General features: G+C 50.5%; 14 protein-coding genes and 1 pseudogene. 7 read left to right on the top strand and 8 right to left on the bottom strand.

What is annotated here, in order from left to right; genetic code table 11:
• Positions 1–8 precede the first annotated feature (8 nt).
• Positions 9–188 carry a PLDc N-terminal domain-containing protein gene (locus MPL1_RS04150; protein ID WP_009725874.1) on the top strand — a complete coding sequence of 60 codons (180 nt, stop codon included), beginning with the start codon at positions 9–11 and terminating at the stop codon, positions 186–188.
• Positions 189–340: 152 nt separating this feature from the next.
• The gene (locus tag MPL1_RS04145) at positions 341–2,401 is read left to right on the top strand and encodes a BCCT family transporter (RefSeq protein WP_009725873.1); all 2,061 of its coding nucleotides are present in this window, start codon (positions 341–343) and stop codon (positions 2,399–2,401) included.
• Between the two features lie 19 nt (positions 2,402–2,420).
• Here MPL1_RS04145 and MPL1_RS13405 read toward each other — a convergent pair whose 3' ends face one another.
• Both MPL1_RS13405 and gloA read right to left on the bottom strand, forming a co-directional pair.
• Complete coding sequence (locus tag MPL1_RS13405; protein ID WP_200858781.1) at positions 2,421–3,227, bottom strand: porin; 807 nt, start codon at positions 3,225–3,227, stop codon at positions 2,421–2,423.
• A 411-nt stretch (positions 3,228–3,638) separates the two neighbouring features.
• On the bottom strand, positions 3,639–4,196 hold the full coding sequence (gene gloA, locus MPL1_RS04135; RefSeq protein ID WP_009725872.1) for a lactoylglutathione lyase: 558 nt from the start codon (positions 4,194–4,196) through the stop codon (positions 3,639–3,641).
• A gap of 502 nt (positions 4,197–4,698) precedes the next feature.
• Here gloA and MPL1_RS04130 point away from each other — a divergent pair.
• From MPL1_RS04130 to MPL1_RS04120, 3 genes are all read left to right on the top strand, one after another.
• On the top strand, positions 4,699–5,412 hold the full coding sequence (locus MPL1_RS04130; RefSeq protein ID WP_009725871.1) for a hypothetical protein: 714 nt from the start codon (positions 4,699–4,701) through the stop codon (positions 5,410–5,412).
• A 23-nt stretch (positions 5,413–5,435) separates the two neighbouring features.
• Positions 5,436–6,788, top strand: a complete 1,353-nt coding sequence (gene mgtE / locus MPL1_RS04125; RefSeq protein ID WP_009725870.1) for a magnesium transporter — start codon at positions 5,436–5,438, stop codon at positions 6,786–6,788.
• Positions 6,789–6,851: 63 nt separating this feature from the next.
• Positions 6,852–8,186, top strand: a complete 1,335-nt coding sequence (locus MPL1_RS04120) for a GGDEF domain-containing protein (RefSeq protein WP_009725869.1) — start codon at positions 6,852–6,854, stop codon at positions 8,184–8,186.
• On the opposite strand, the gene MPL1_RS04115 is transcribed toward MPL1_RS04120, so the two are convergent.
• The 6 genes from MPL1_RS04115 to rpmH are packed head-to-tail and all read right to left on the bottom strand — an operon-like array spanning position 8,175 to position 12,354.
• Positions 8,175–8,588, bottom strand: a complete 414-nt coding sequence (locus MPL1_RS04115) for a cupin domain-containing protein (RefSeq protein WP_009725868.1) — start codon at positions 8,586–8,588, stop codon at positions 8,175–8,177. The two genes, MPL1_RS04120 and MPL1_RS04115, sit on opposite strands and share 12 nt — an antisense overlap.
• 12 nt (positions 8,589–8,600) lie before the next feature.
• On the bottom strand, positions 8,601–9,956 hold the full coding sequence (gene mnmE, locus MPL1_RS04110) for a tRNA uridine-5-carboxymethylaminomethyl(34) synthesis GTPase MnmE (RefSeq protein ID WP_009725867.1): 1,356 nt from the start codon (positions 9,954–9,956) through the stop codon (positions 8,601–8,603).
• A 15-nt stretch (positions 9,957–9,971) separates the two neighbouring features.
• Positions 9,972–11,621, bottom strand: a complete 1,650-nt coding sequence (gene yidC / locus MPL1_RS04105; RefSeq protein ID WP_009725866.1) for a membrane protein insertase YidC — start codon at positions 11,619–11,621, stop codon at positions 9,972–9,974.
• Positions 11,614–11,850 (bottom strand): membrane protein insertion efficiency factor YidD, encoded by a 237-nt coding sequence (gene yidD, locus MPL1_RS04100; protein ID WP_009725865.1) that lies wholly within the window; start codon positions 11,848–11,850, stop codon positions 11,614–11,616. Before yidD ends, yidC begins: the two co-directional genes overlap by 8 nt.
• Positions 11,835–12,188 (bottom strand): ribonuclease P protein component, encoded by a 354-nt coding sequence (gene rnpA / locus MPL1_RS04095; protein ID WP_009725864.1) that lies wholly within the window; start codon positions 12,186–12,188, stop codon positions 11,835–11,837. Before rnpA ends, yidD begins: the two co-directional genes overlap by 16 nt.
• A 31-nt stretch (positions 12,189–12,219) precedes the next feature.
• A complete protein-coding gene (rpmH, locus tag MPL1_RS04090) occupies positions 12,220–12,354 on the bottom strand; it encodes a 50S ribosomal protein L34 (RefSeq protein WP_009725863.1) in 135 nt (44 codons plus the stop codon).
• A 268-nt stretch (positions 12,355–12,622) separates the two neighbouring features.
• On the opposite strand from rpmH, the gene dnaA reads away from it, so the two are divergent.
• Positions 12,623–13,972 carry a chromosomal replication initiator protein DnaA gene (gene dnaA / locus MPL1_RS04085; RefSeq protein ID WP_009725862.1) on the top strand — a complete coding sequence of 450 codons (1,350 nt, stop codon included), beginning with the start codon at positions 12,623–12,625 and terminating at the stop codon, positions 13,970–13,972.
• A 15-nt stretch (positions 13,973–13,987) separates the two neighbouring features.
• Positions 13,988–14,205, top strand: a pseudogene (locus MPL1_RS04080) (DNA polymerase III subunit beta); the annotation flags it as partial.

Here is a 14,205-nt window from a genome sequence, read left to right as displayed (position 1 = left end):
GATAATTTATGGGAATCGAGATTACCGGCTTGCTTGGACTCATCTGGCTCATCATCGTTATCTGGGCCATCGTCAAAGTCGCCAAAAGTCCGGCAGGGGCTCTACCAAAACTGTTGTGGATTCTGATCTTGTTGTTCTTCCCGTTGATTGGCCTGATTATATGGTTTCTCTTGGGACCGAAAGGTTAACGCATTGGCAGACTGTTGATCTTTCACAGACCGATATGAGAGCGCGACAGTCTCCTATCAATCCGATTATCTGACTAGGCGCGGTTTGACATCACACACCTGAGCTGAACACAATGGATTCTTGATTTAATCAAAGGTCCCGGAGCCAGCCAATGCAAGCAAATCCTCGCTTCTGGCGAAGCACCCTGCTGTTGCCCGTGTTTCTGCCAGCAGTCATTGTCACCCTGTTACTGGTGGTTGGCACAATCAGTAATCCCACCCTGGCAGGCGAAGCCTTCGCCAGCACACTCAGTTTTCTGACCACCAACTTTGGCTGGTTTTATATGCTGGCTGTGGCCTTTTTTCTGGTGTTTATTGTGGTGGTGGCAATTTCTCCCTGGGGCAAAATCAAGTTGGGTCCTGATCATGCCGAGCCGCAATACAGCTTTCCCGCCTGGTTTGCCATGCTGTTCTCTGCAGGGTATGGCATTGCCTTGCTGTTCTTCGGTGTCGCCGAGCCAGTTTTGCACTACGCCGCCCCGCCTCAAGGCACGGCGGAAACCGTTGACGCCGCCAAGCAGGCAATGCAAATCGCCTTTTTCCACTGGGGTTTCCATATCTGGGGCATCTATGGTCTGACTGGACTGGTATTGGGTTATTTTGCCTTTCGTCATGGTCTGCCACTGTCAATGCGCTCGGCCTTGTATCCAATCATAGGTGAGCGAATCTATGGACCGATTGGCCATACTGTGGACGTTATCGCCATACTCGGTACATTGTTTGGCATTGCCACCACACTGGGCTTGTCCGTGGCGCAAATCAACGCCGGCATGAATTATCTGTGGGCGGACATTCCCGTCAGTACTGCCGTGCAAGTCATCACCATTGCAGTCATCACCGGACTCGCCATCATTTCGGTCGCCGCCGGGCTGGATAAGGGGGTTAAACGGCTGTCCATCGTCAATATGGTGCTGGCGATATTCCTGATGCTGTTTGTGTTCAGCTTTGGCCCAAGCATCAATATTCTCGAAGCATTTCTGCAAAATACCGGCAGCTATCTGAATAACATTGTTGAGCGTACCTTCAATCTGCAGGCCTACACCCGCAGTGACTGGATTGGTAACTGGACCTTGTTTATTTTTGGCTGGACCATCGCCTGGGCCCCTTTTGTCGGCTTGTTTATTGCCAAAATCAGTCGTGGCCGAACTATTCGCCAGTTTGTGTTTGGCGTTTTGTTTGTGCCCACCATCTTTACCTTCATGTGGTTTTCGATCTTTGGCGATACCGCGCTATACATGATTATGCATCAAGGCTATACCTCGCTGATCACCGAGGTGCAGGCTGATACAGCCATCGCCCTGTTCAAACTCTATGAACAACTGCCACTGACAGCGATTATGTCGTTTATCACCGTAGTGCTGATTATGACTTTCTTTGTCACTTCTTCTGACTCAGGTTCATTGGTGATTGACTCACTGGCTTCCGGTGGCAGCAGTGATACACCGGTCTGGCAACGGGTATTCTGGGCCACGCTGGAAGGCCTGCTGGCGTCAGCCTTGTTGATTGCCGGTGGTCTCAGCGCCCTGCAAACCATGAGTATCACCAGCGCCCTGCCGTTTGCCATCATTATGGTGTTGTCGGCGATTGGTATGTGGCGAGCTCTGGTGATTGAAGGCCACCGCGATGTCAGTCTGCAGGCGCACATGCAGACATCCCAGCAGCAAAGCAAACGCAGTTGGAAACAACGGCTGTCGTCAATGATCGACTATCCAAGTTACCAGGAAGTCTCAGCCTTTATCGAACAGAGTGTACTGCCGGCCATGAAACAGGTTGAGCAAGTACTTCAAAGTAAAGGCTGGCCGGTACAAGTCAGTTATGACAAAACCCATCACCGGGCCTATATCGAGGTGGTACTCGAGCAGGAACTGGATTTTATCTACGATATTCGCATGCGGGGCTACAGCATGCCTACCTTCGCTTACCCACAACGCCCTGCCGATCCCGATGGTGACAAGCGTTATTACCGCGCTGAAGTGTTTCTGCGTCGTGGCGGCCAGCTCTATGATATTTACGGCTTTTCCGAGCAAGACATCATTGACGACATCATTCATCAGTTTGAAAAATACCTGCATTTCCTGCATATCTCCCCTGGCATCTTGCCCTGGAAAATGCAGGAACATGACGAAATGCTCAATGGCGAGCAAGATCTGAAATCAAAGTTCAAGCCTGATTAAAAGCGATCTAAGCAAACCGTCAGAAACTAAAGTTGTAACGAAAACCAGCCGCGATGATACGGCCACCGCGCGTGGCCGCATCGAACCCATCCAGCCCCTGACGCTTGCCAGTCAGCGCCGCCGTTTCCTGTTCCTGATAAAACTCGACGAACAAAGTCAGCGCTTCATTGAACTGATGATCAACACCCGCATGAACCACTGTCTCGCCATAAGACTCCACTCTGGCCAGCATCAGCTTGTAACGGTTTTTACCGTGCTGGTAACTGGTGAAAATATTCGCGGCCTGACGATTATTGCCATAAAAACTGGCCGGGTTATTGGTATCAGTCAACTCATATTTCAACGCCAGATCCCATTGACCGATGGTGTGCGTCAGACTGGCGCCATAAATGCGATCGCGAAAACCTGCTGCATTGCCACGATCATCCATGCCCATGGCTAATAACGTATTGTTAAGCTGATAGCTGGCAACTGCCTGAATGCGTCGATCATCAATACGCGAAGGCGAGCGAATGTTGCCGTGTCGGGTCGAATAAGAGCCGCCGAGTTGCAAGCCACCGATGACTGGACTCTGATAAGCAACCGTCTCCTTCACTCTGAAGGTGGTATAGGTGGCAAAGCCACTATAAAAAGTACTGAACTGATCAACCGGAAAGGTGATGGCATTGTAGTATGGCATCCATTGCTGACCAAGCGTCACCCTACCCCATGCACTGTCCAAACCGACAATGCCAATTCTTATTCGCTCGGCATTGCTCCTGCCGACACCGCCTTGATCATAGGAATCACGGAACCGGCTGTTGGCGGCATCATAGGGAATCTCCAACTGTGCAAACAGCCAATTTTTTGTATCAAATCGATATCCGGCGTTAAAGCGACTCTTGAGTACGCATCTCGAAGGCCACGGTAGCTGCTCATCGCCTGCCGATTGCTCGGCTGTACCGACTCAGCCTGCATGCGAAGTGACAGGTAAAAATTAATATCAAATGGCTGTGAATCTGCGCTGGCAAGTACATCTGATGACGCGACCACTAGTAGTATCACAGGTACGATGATGCGATGTTGCATAATTTTCCAGTCACTTTATGTGGCAACTATCAGCATGCAAGCTCAGCTTGAAGTCAGCAGAGCATGGCTTGCTATTAAAGTACATTTCTTCACCAGCAAAATCAGTTGTCGATATTAAGAACCTCGTGCCGATCTCCAACCACTGAATCGGTGAAACTTGCATTATTGATTAATCTGTTACATGTGCCGAGAGCATGGCAGGTAGTCGGCTTGGAGTGAAAATCTCAATCCAGTAGCCATCTGGATCCTGAATAAAGGCAATGCCTTTCATCTTGCCATCCTGGGGCTTTTTAACAAAAGGTACGCCCAATGATTCAAAGCGGGCGCAGGCGGCATCGATATCCGGCACTGCAAAGCCAATATGGCCAAAACCACGTGGCTCGCTATTGCCATTATGATAGGCAAAATCGGCCTTATCCTCGTCGCCCCAGTTGTGGGTCAGCTCCAGTAGTGCCGGTCGGCCAAAGGTTTGTTCAATACGGGTATCACTGTCTTCAGACCAGTTTTTACGATCTGATGGTGAGATTGCCGCCATGAAATACAGGGAAAACGCCATTTCAGGAAAGTCCAGTCGCTTGACCAGAGTCATGCCCATCACTTCACTATAGAAATGCAAGCTACGCTCGGGTGCTTTGATCCTTAACATGGTCTGATTAAACACATACTCATGCGTGGCAGGATCATGTTGCTCAGAAAGTCCGGGGGCATGTTCTAAATGACGACTCATTAATGTCTCCATTGATGTTTTATGATTTTCATTAACAATTGTTGCATGTTGCTATGACTGAATGCGCTTGCAGAATCAGCCACCGCACAATTTTTTGCGCACAACTGTCTTTCCACCTACCTTAAACCAACGATATGTTATCCGAGCCATGGAAAGCAAACGCTGGCTAGATCTCCACTCAGCCAATCAGATCAGCTAAAAGCGCCTGAAATCAAGGTTTTCAGCTTGACCACAAACCACTGTTTTCCTTAAAATTGTCAGCATTCAACATCAGAGGAGAGCGCCGCTCTTGGACAGTTCACGACGACGAATATGCCGTTCAGGTTCGTTAAAGTCCCGATAGCGCTCCCGCTTTCCACTGACTTCACCGAGCCTGAGCGTTTGGTGGAGTCCCCCCTGATTAATCATAATCAACCACTGACTTCCTAATCCCATTACGGGATCACATGACTTGTCCTGTGTTGTCCTCTGCGGTGCTTTTTGTTTGCATCAGGGAGGCACCATGCTATTTCAAAAAAACATTGCCACAATTCTGAGTGCGCTTTTTATCGCCTTGAGCATGGCGCATAGCCAGGCCTTTGCCGCGGCTGGCATGCGCGTTGATGATGCTGAAGCCAAGTCCAGAGGCGACTGTGAACTGGAAAGCTGGCTGGCCACAACTGGCAAATCTCATGAAATCATGCTGATGCCATCCTGCGGCGTGGGTGCTGCCACAGAGCTCAGTGTCGGTTATGAGCGCCTGGTACCACGCAGAGATAGCAACAGCAATAGCCTCATCTTTCAAAGCAAAACTCAACTGAGCTCTGAGGATCAGCCTCTTCAATTTGCTCTGAGCATCGGCAGTGTCCTGGACCTGACCCGCCGTGATAACGATCCGCGCATCAGCGATGTCTTTATCAACCTGCCCATCACCTTTGAACTACAGCCACACACTGAATTACGTCTCAATGCAGGTCTGCTGCGTGACCGGGCAGAACAAAATACCCTGGGTACGGGTGGTGTTGCTCTGGTGCAGAGCCTGAATCCCAACATTGACGTGTTTGCCGAGGCATTTCGGATCGACGACAGTGGCCGTGGATGGCAAGCAGGCTTTATCCTGCCCGATATCGGCAATTCCATGAAGCTCGATCTATCAATCCTCAACAGTCGACCCGATGATCGCCGACGATTCAGCCTGCTGCTGGCTGTCAGCTTTTCCTCAGAAAACTTGTTTTAACCTGCCCTCCCGGAGACCCATGCATGAGTCAGGAAAACTACGCACAAATCAGTGAAGTCATTGAAAGTGGTGATGAGCAGGCACTGATCGACTTGTTTGAGGAAATGCCCGCCGCCGACATCGCGGGCTTCATCGACGAAAATTTCGAGATTTATGAATCACTGGCGCTGATGGACAAAATGTCCCCAGAAGTCCAGGCCGAAGTGTTCGGTTATCTGCGCCCCAATAATCAGCAAGTACTCGCCAGCCACATGGAAGTTGGCTTGTTGGCCAAACTGTTCCGCGATATGTCTTCGGATGAACGTGCTGACGTGTATGCACTGCTGGATGTCAAACTTCAGGACGCGTTGATGCGCCGACTGGCCAAACATGATCGTGATGACTTACTGCGTCTGTCCAGCTATGAGGAAGGTACCGTTGGCTCGGTGATGACTTCCGACTATGCGGTGATTCCGGCCAGTGGCACTGTAGAACATGCATTACGTCGGCTTCGCCAGACAGCACCTGAAAAAGAAACTATCTACCAGGCTTATGTGATTGATAATGACTATCGCCTGCAAGGTGTGGTGTCACTGAGAGACTTAATCACCGCCGCGCCACACGAACGGATCGAAGACATTATGGTCACCGATCTGATTACCCTTACACCGGATATGCCTCAGGCGGAATCTGCCAGAATTATCAGTCGTTATGACTTGATCGCCATCCCAGTGGTCAGTGAAACCGGTGTATTGGTGGGCATTGTAACCTTCGATGACGCGATGGACGTTGTCGAAATGGAAGACACAGAAACCATGCACAAATCGGCTACCGTCGGCAAAATCGAAGGCGGCCTGAAAGATGCCAGTGTCGGCATGTTGTATCGCAAACGCATTAACTGGCTGGTGTTACTGGTATTTGCCAATATTTTTTCCGGCGCTGGCATCGCTTACTTTGAAGACACCATCTCGGCCTACATCGCTTTGTTGTTCTTTCTGCCACTGTTGATCGCCAGCGGTGGTAATGCCGGCGCACAGGCTGCCACACTGATGGTTCGTGGTATTGCGACCGGTGACGTTACCCGAAGTGACTGGTTTCGCATGCTGGGTAAAGAATTGCTGGTCTCGCTTGGATTGGGGCTGACCATGGCTGTGGCTATTGCCCTGGTCGGCTCACTCAGAGCCGGGCCAGACATTATGCTGGTGGTGGCCCTGAGCATGCTTGCCATTGTATTGGTCGGCAGTCTGATAGGCGTAATGCTGCCCTTCCTGCTACACCGGTTAAACTGGGACCCAGCAACGGCGAGTGCGCCACTGGTAACCACCATCGCCGATGCCACAGGGGTATTGATCTACTTTGGTATGGCGACCAGTATTCTGGGCTTGCCGAATATTTGACTTGAATAGCATGTAACCATGGTTATAACATCAGACAATTAGAACGCGCACAATGGAGATTCCGTGTCGGTAGTCAGCCTTGAAACACAACCGGTGCCTGCTGCACTGGCAGGCATGATTGAGCATTTCAGTGCAACAGCCGTGTATCTGCCCGGCTTTGTCTATCAACTGATGAAGGATCCGCAGGGAAATTTTCGATACACCTATGCCAGTGAGCATGCAGAAGAATTGTTTCAAACTTCTGTCAGTGATGTATTGGCGGATGCCAATACACTTCTGGATATGATTCACCCTGAAGATCTCGACTGGGTGATGGCAGAAAGTGAGCAGTGCGCTGAATCAATGCAGCATTGGCATGCCGAGTTTCGAATGATTCTGCCTGATGGCAAAACCATCTGGGTGGAATGTTATGACACACCAATACGACTTGATGATGGCAGCATGGTCTGGACCGGCTACGCCAATGAAATCACGCAGCGCAAGGCTTATGAAACTGCCTATCGGCAAAGTGAGGCTAAATTCCGTGCCTTTGTCGAAAACGCCAACGACATCATCTACAACCTGTCACGTGAAGGCATATTGACCTACGTGTCACCAAACTGGACCGAAATGCTCGGTCATCCAACCGAGGATGTGATTGGCAAATCGTTTGAATATTTTGTGCATCCCGACGATATCGCGCATTGTCATGCATTTCTGTTGATGGTGTTTGGCACCGGCAAGAAGCAAAGCGGCATTGAATACCGGGTTCGTCACAAAAATGGTGACTGGTACTGGTATCGTTCTAATGCCTCGCCGCTATTCGATGACAACGGTGAAGTGTGCTCGTACATTGGTATTGCCCGCGACATCAGTGAGCATAAACAGCTACTCGATCGTATGCAGCACATGGCTCATCACGACGCGCTGACCGGACTTGCCAATCGTTCGTTGTTTTTTGACCACTTGCATCAAGCCATTTTGCAGGCCCAGCGTGACAAACAGGGGCTTGCGGTATTGTTTCTCGATCTCGATAAATTCAAACCGATCAATGACGACTATGGTCATGCCATAGGCGATCTGCTGCTGCAACAAGTCGCCATGCGAATCAAAACCTGTGTTCGGACTTCCGATGTTGTGGGGCGAATTGGCGGCGATGAGTTTGTAGTGTTGTTATCCAACGTGACATTGCCTGATACCGCAGAACTGGTCGCCAACAAAATCAGAGAGTCTTTAGCAGTACCGTTCCAGTTAAGGGAGATCCCGGCTCAAATTTCCGTGAGTGTCGGAATGGCCTTTTATCCAGAGCATGGTAAACAAGCGCTGGAACTGGTTCGCTCAGCCGATGAAGCGATGTATCTGGCCAAAGCAGGCAATGGCGTGAGCCAACCTGCTATGCAGAAAAACTCAGGGCAATGAGGCGTTAGGCAAATCTTCACTGCCGATATAAACCACCAACAAGCTCACTGGCTCACTCCCCGGATTAAAACCAAAATGCACGACATTCTGCGCTTCCAGCAGAGCTTCTCCCGCATTGAAAGTGCGCACCCCATGTTCACCATAATCCACAGAAATACTGCCGCTCAACACATAGGCAAACATCGGGATCTGATGAATATGCGGCTTGCCCGCTTCACCTGGAGCCAACGTAATAATGTCAGAGGTAATGCGTGGAGTACCCTCAGGATAAACCAGCGGCTGACCCAGCACATCCACACCGCTTTGTAACAGATTTTGCCCCGAATAAGCCTGATCATCCGCAGCAAGCTTGCCAGTAAACACTATCAATGAAACCAAACACCACAGGCTAAAGTGCTTCATGCCAGTCTCCTGTTATTTCCCGATACAAAAACTCGAGAATATCCGATCCAGCAGATCTTCATTGGTGAATGTGCCGGTAATCTCACCCAGTGCATTTTGTGCCTGGCGCAGTTCTTCGGCCAGTAATTCGCCGGCGCCCATGCCGGCCAGACAATGATAGCCATTTTCAATAGCCTGCCGGGCCCGTTGCAAGGCATCCAGATGTCGACGCCGGGCGATAAACACACCTTCATCTTCTGGATGAAAGCCTACGGCCTGCAGCAAATGTGCAGTGAGTAAGTCCATACCCTCGCCACTTTTGGCCGACAGATAAATCACGCTCTGTCCATCAACCACTTCGAGCGCTGGTTGCCGGCCGGTTTTGTCGATTTTATTGCGAATCAGCGTCAGCGGTTTATCGTCGGGCAAATCATCGAGAATTTTCTGATCCTGTTCGGTCATGCCCGCCGCATCATCAATCAGCAGCAGAATATGGTCGGCCTGAGCAAGCTCGTGTCGGGTACGACGAATACCTTCCAGTTCAACAACATCATCTGTCGCATCATGCAATCCTGCGGTGTCGGAAATACGCAGTGGCAGACCACCAAGATGGATTTGTTCACGCAATACATCACGGGTAGTGCCAGCGACATCGGTGACAATAGCAGCATCATGGCCAGCAAGTTGATTATGCAGACTGGATTTACCGGCATTGGGCTGGCCGGCCAGCACCACACTGATACCTTCTCGCAGCAAACGCCCTTGCTGGGCACTGTTCTGAATGCCACCAAGAATCTGCAACAAGTCGAGCAATTGCTGATCCACTTGGGCCTCGGCCAGAAAGTCGATTTCCTCATCGGCAAAGTCGATGGAGGCTTCGACATACATGCGTAAATGAGTCAGTGACTCAAGAAAATCATTGATGCGTTTGGAGAATTCACCCTGCAATGAGCGCATGGCGCTGCGTGCGGCTTGTTCAGTGGAGCTCTCGATCAAATCAGCGACGGCTTCGACTTGCGCCAAATCCATCTTGCCATTGAGAAAAGCGCGTTCAGAGAACTCACCGGGCCGGGCCATGCGTGCACCCAGTTCGATAGCGCGCTGACACAGTCGATCCATGACCAGCGGACTGCCATGGCCTTGCAGCTCAACCACATCTTCACCGGTGAATGAAGCCGGTCCGGGAAAATACAAGGCAATACCGCTGTCGATGATTTCACCATCATCGGCGCGAAAGTGTTTGAAGGCGGCAAAACGAGGTTTGGCGAGTGGGCCACAAATCCGGCTGGCAATGTCAGCACTGTTGGGGCCGGACAAACGCACCACACCAACACCGCCACGACCGGGAGCCGTGGCGATGGCAACGATGGTTTCAGTCGTGGCATTCATGCCGAGACTGACTGTTTACAGCGCACCCATCTTGCGGGTGATATGCCATTGCTGGGCAATCGACAAAATATTGTTGACCAGCCAGTACAGCACCAAACCTGATGGGAAGAAGGCAAAAAATATCGTGAAGACGATTGGGAAGATCTTCATCATCATCGCCTGCGCCGGATCCTGAGGCATCGGGTTGAGTTTTTGCTGATACCACATGGTCAGACCAAACAGTACTGGCAGGATAAAGTAAGGATCAATCGCCGTCAGATCCTGAATCCAGAAAATAAACGGTGCGTGGCGCAGCTCGATGCTTTCCACCAATACCCAGTAAAAGGCCAGGAACACCGGCATCTGTACCAGAATCGGTAAACAGCCACCGAGTGGATTGATCTTCTCGGTGCGGTACAGATCCATCATGGCCTGATTGAATTTCTGCTTGTCGTCACCGTAACGCTCTTTCAGATTGGCAAGCTTGGGTGTCAGCTTACGCATGGCCGCCATCGAACGGTAGCTGGCTGCAGACAGGCGATAAAACACCAGTTTGATCAGCAATGTCAGCAACACAATCGACCAGCCCCAATTGCCTGTATGCTTGTAGAACCACTCCATGACAATAAACAGCGGCTTGGAAATGATCGTCAGCATGCCAAAATCGACGGTCAGATCCAGATTTTCAGCTGCCGCCTGAAGTCTTGGGTACTCTTTGGGTCCCAGGTATAGCTGGAAGCTGGTTTGCGCAGTGTCACCGGCTTGCGCGGCAATGGCCGGGAAACGAATGCCGGCAATGAAATTATTGTCATTGACGGAATTACCGTAAAACCCCATTTCGTCGACATTCTCATCGGGAATCACGGCAGCGACAAAATAATGTTGCAACATCGCTACCCAGCCAGCGGCGGCTGAACGACGCAGCGGATTTTTCTCAAGATCATCAAACGTGACCTTGTCATATTCTTTGCCAGGGCTTGAGAAAACCGGGCCGGTATAGGTGTACAGCAAGAAAGTGTCTCTGCCCGCCCGGGTACGGTTGAGTTGTGCATAAGGGTAAGCCGCAAAACGCTCACCGGTGTTATTGATTACCTGATACTCAACATCGACCAGATAACTGTCACGATGGAAAGTATAGGTTTTGACCACTTGCAGGCCATCTTCAGACTGCCAGTGCAAAGGGACTTTGATGCTGTCTTGACCATCTTGCAGTGTGTAGCTGTCAGCTTCAGCTCGGAAGCGGTCATGATGAGTCGGCGCGCTTGAATCAGAACGCAGTCCTGACTGTGTTACAAAAAACAGATTGCTTGAATCATCGAGAAATTGAACAGGCTTGTCTGTGGCACCGGCTTCTTCATAGTGTTGCAGCAAGGCCAGACTGCGAATATCTCCGCCCTGTGTATCGATATAGGCATCAATCACGTCTGTGGTAATGCGAACTCGCTCAGAGCTGGATATTGCGGAAGCACCCGCAGGCAAAGCGGGCATATCGGCGGCGCTGTCAAAGCTGCTTGCAGCAGGTAAATCCGGCAAGTCAGCGGTCATATCCGGCTCGTCTTGCACCTGCGTTGCCGCTTGCTGAGCGGCTTGTTGCTGTGGCCGAACATAGTCATTCTGCCAGGCTTCCCAAAGCAACAGGGAGACGATCAGCAGACCGAAGATGAAGAAAGTTCTGTAGTTATCCATTGTGATTTTTGGTCTTTATTTCAGGAACAGGATCCAGGCCACCTTCGTGCCAGGGATGACAACGTGACAATCGACGCAGGCCCAACCAGACACCCCGTAAGGCACCATGACGCTCAATGGCGTCAATCATATACTGCGAACAACTTGGCTGAAAACGACAATGCATGCCCAGAAACGGGCTTAAAAGAAAACGATATGCGCGAACTAATGCGATCAGGATTTTTGCCATTGTGCCACCACGGTTAACCAATGTTGCTCCAATGTCGCCCAAAGTTGTGCTGAATCACGCTGCTTAAGATCGGGCCGTGACAACACGACGATATCAATATTTGCAAATGCATACTGATTGAGCCGGAAAGACTCGCGAATTATTCGTTTGAGACGGTTACGATGACAAGCAAGGCGAATATGCTTTTTAGCAATACCCAGACCGAGCCGTGGGTGCCCCACGTGATTATCGACCGTCAATATCGTCAGTCCACCGCCTCCGTTGCGCTTGCCCTGACGAAATACCCGGGAAAAGTCTCCCGGGCGATTCATTTTCATGGCTCGGCCAAACTTTGCCAAGTCATGGTCCTTCATGATGTTCAGAGGAACATCAGACGGTCAGTTTAGCGCGGCCTTTGGCACGGCGAGCGTTGATAACGCGACGACCACCAACAGTTTTCATACGTGCGCGGAAACCGTGGGTACGCTTGCGCTTCAGATTACTAGGCTGAAAAGTTCTTTTCATTTGAGCAACTCCAGGAAAAATAACGGTTTTGCCGCTGGTAAAGCTGATAGCTACAAAAACGACCGTGGCAAAAGGCATAGGATTATAAGGTTCCTAGCGCTTTCAAGTCAAACCGGAAAAGCTTTTACAACATTATTCTTTTGACTTGCCAAAAGGTTCGGTAAAAGATAACTTTATTAGCCCTGTCATGGTCGTGCAAACCATTGCTAGATCATAGCGAACACCTGCATCAAACCGCGTTTATTGATAAAAAATTCAAGGAGTTGCTGTGTCATCACCCCTTTGGGAAAAATGCCTGTCCCATCTCGAAGGTGATCTCTCAGCACAACAGCTGAACACCTGGCTTCGGCCGCTGCAAGCCATTGAATCAGAAGATCGGCTACGTTTGCTGGCACCAAATCCCTACGTCAAAGCCTGGGTTCAGGAACAACTGGAACAACAAATCAACCAACTGGTTCATGCCCTGAGTCAGGGACTGATTTCACATGTTGATATAGAAGTTGGCACCAAAGATACCGTTGCCGCCGAACCCAAAAAACCGGCTAAAACACCCGTCAAAAAACTGGAAATTACTGACGAACCGGCACCCGCTATCGGCAGCCCGATGAACCCTTTGTTTACCTTCGATAATTATATCGAAGGCAAATCCAATCAGATTGCTCGCGCCGCCTCGCTGCATGTAGCCGAAGCGCCCGGCACTACTGGCTACAATCCCTTGTTCCTGTATGGCGGCACTGGACTGGGTAAAACGCACTTGATGCTGGCTGTCGGCAACAAAATCCGGCAAAACAATCCCAAAGCCCGAGTGATTTATCTGTCCTCAGAGCGCTTTGTACAGGACATGATTACTGCGCTGCGCAACAATGCAATTGACCAGTTCAAAAATCACTATCGCAGTGCCGATGCCTTGCTGATTGACGATATTCAGTTTTTTGCCAAGAAAGAGCGCTCTCAGGAAGAATTTTTCTACACCTTCAACAGCCTGCTGGAAGGCCAACGGCAAATCATTCTGACCTGTGATCGTTTCCCCAAGGAAGTTGAAAACCTTGATGAACGTCTGCAATCACGACTCGGCTGGGGGCTGACGGTTGCCATTGAGCCGCCAGAGCTGGAAACCCGTGTTGCGATCCTGATCAAAAAAGCACAGCAAAACCTGATCGACATGCCTGATGATGTGGCATTTTTTATTGCCAAGCGTATCAAGTCGAATGTGCGTGATCTCGAAGGTGCACTGCAACGTGTACTGGCTTTTTCACGTTTTACCAATCAGCCTTTGTCGATCGACATGGCACAGGAAGCGCTGAAAGATCTGCTGGCACTGCACCAGAAGCTGGTCACACTCGAGAGCATTCAGAAAACCGTGGCCGAGTACTACAAGATTCGTGTTTCGGATCTACTCGCCAAAAAGCGCACCCGATCCATCGCACGTCCGCGCCAAATCGCGATGGCACTCTCCAAGGAATTGACCGGTCACAGTCTGCCTGAAATTGGCGAAGCCTTTGGTGGACGTGATCACACAACGGTTCTGCACGCGACCCGCAAGGTTGCTGAATTACGAGAAGCTGACAATCGCGTTGCAGAAGATTATCGTAACCTGTTGAGAACCCTATCCAGTTAGACTGAGAGCGAATCCATGCAATTCACCGTCAGCCAAGAAATCATCGCCCGTCCGTTACAGTTGGTTTGCAGCATTGTTGAACGCCGGGCCACCTTGCCGATTTTGTCCAATATCTTGCTCCGAGCTCACGGCCAGCAGTTGTCCATGACCAGTACCGACATGGAACTTGAAATGATTGCAACACTGCCGGTAGCTGTCGAACAGGAAGGAACAACCACTGTTTCGGCACGCGA

The organism is Methylophaga lonarensis MPL (assembly GCF_000349205.1).
Lineage (GTDB): Bacteria > Pseudomonadota > Gammaproteobacteria > Nitrosococcales > Methylophagaceae > Methylophaga > Methylophaga lonarensis.
This window is presented reverse-complemented; position numbering and strand designations above follow the sequence as displayed.

What these genes read in the sequence shown, in the direction of transcription:
- gloA (WP_009725872.1), bottom strand. Translation starts at nt 4,196, where the DNA reads ATGAGTCGTCATTTAGAACATGCCCCCGGACTTTCTGAGCAACATGAT.
- mnmE (WP_009725867.1), bottom strand. Translation starts at nt 9,956, where the DNA reads ATGAATGCCACGACTGAAACCATCGTTGCCATCGCCACGGCTCCCGGT.
- MPL1_RS04145 (WP_009725873.1), top strand. Translation starts at nt 341, where the DNA reads ATGCAAGCAAATCCTCGCTTCTGGCGAAGCACCCTGCTGTTGCCCGTG.
- yidC (WP_009725866.1), bottom strand. Translation starts at nt 11,621, where the DNA reads ATGGATAACTACAGAACTTTCTTCATCTTCGGTCTGCTGATCGTCTCC.
- MPL1_RS04115 (WP_009725868.1), bottom strand. Translation starts at nt 8,588, where the DNA reads ATGAAGCACTTTAGCCTGTGGTGTTTGGTTTCATTGATAGTGTTTACT.
- MPL1_RS04150 (WP_009725874.1), top strand. Translation starts at nt 9, where the DNA reads ATGGGAATCGAGATTACCGGCTTGCTTGGACTCATCTGGCTCATCATC.
- MPL1_RS04130 (WP_009725871.1), top strand. Translation starts at nt 4,699, where the DNA reads ATGCTATTTCAAAAAAACATTGCCACAATTCTGAGTGCGCTTTTTATC.
- yidD (WP_009725865.1), bottom strand. Translation starts at nt 11,850, where the DNA reads ATGGCAAAAATCCTGATCGCATTAGTTCGCGCATATCGTTTTCTTTTA.
- mgtE (WP_009725870.1), top strand. Translation starts at nt 5,436, where the DNA reads ATGAGTCAGGAAAACTACGCACAAATCAGTGAAGTCATTGAAAGTGGT.
- rpmH (WP_009725863.1), bottom strand. Translation starts at nt 12,354, where the DNA reads ATGAAAAGAACTTTTCAGCCTAGTAATCTGAAGCGCAAGCGTACCCAC.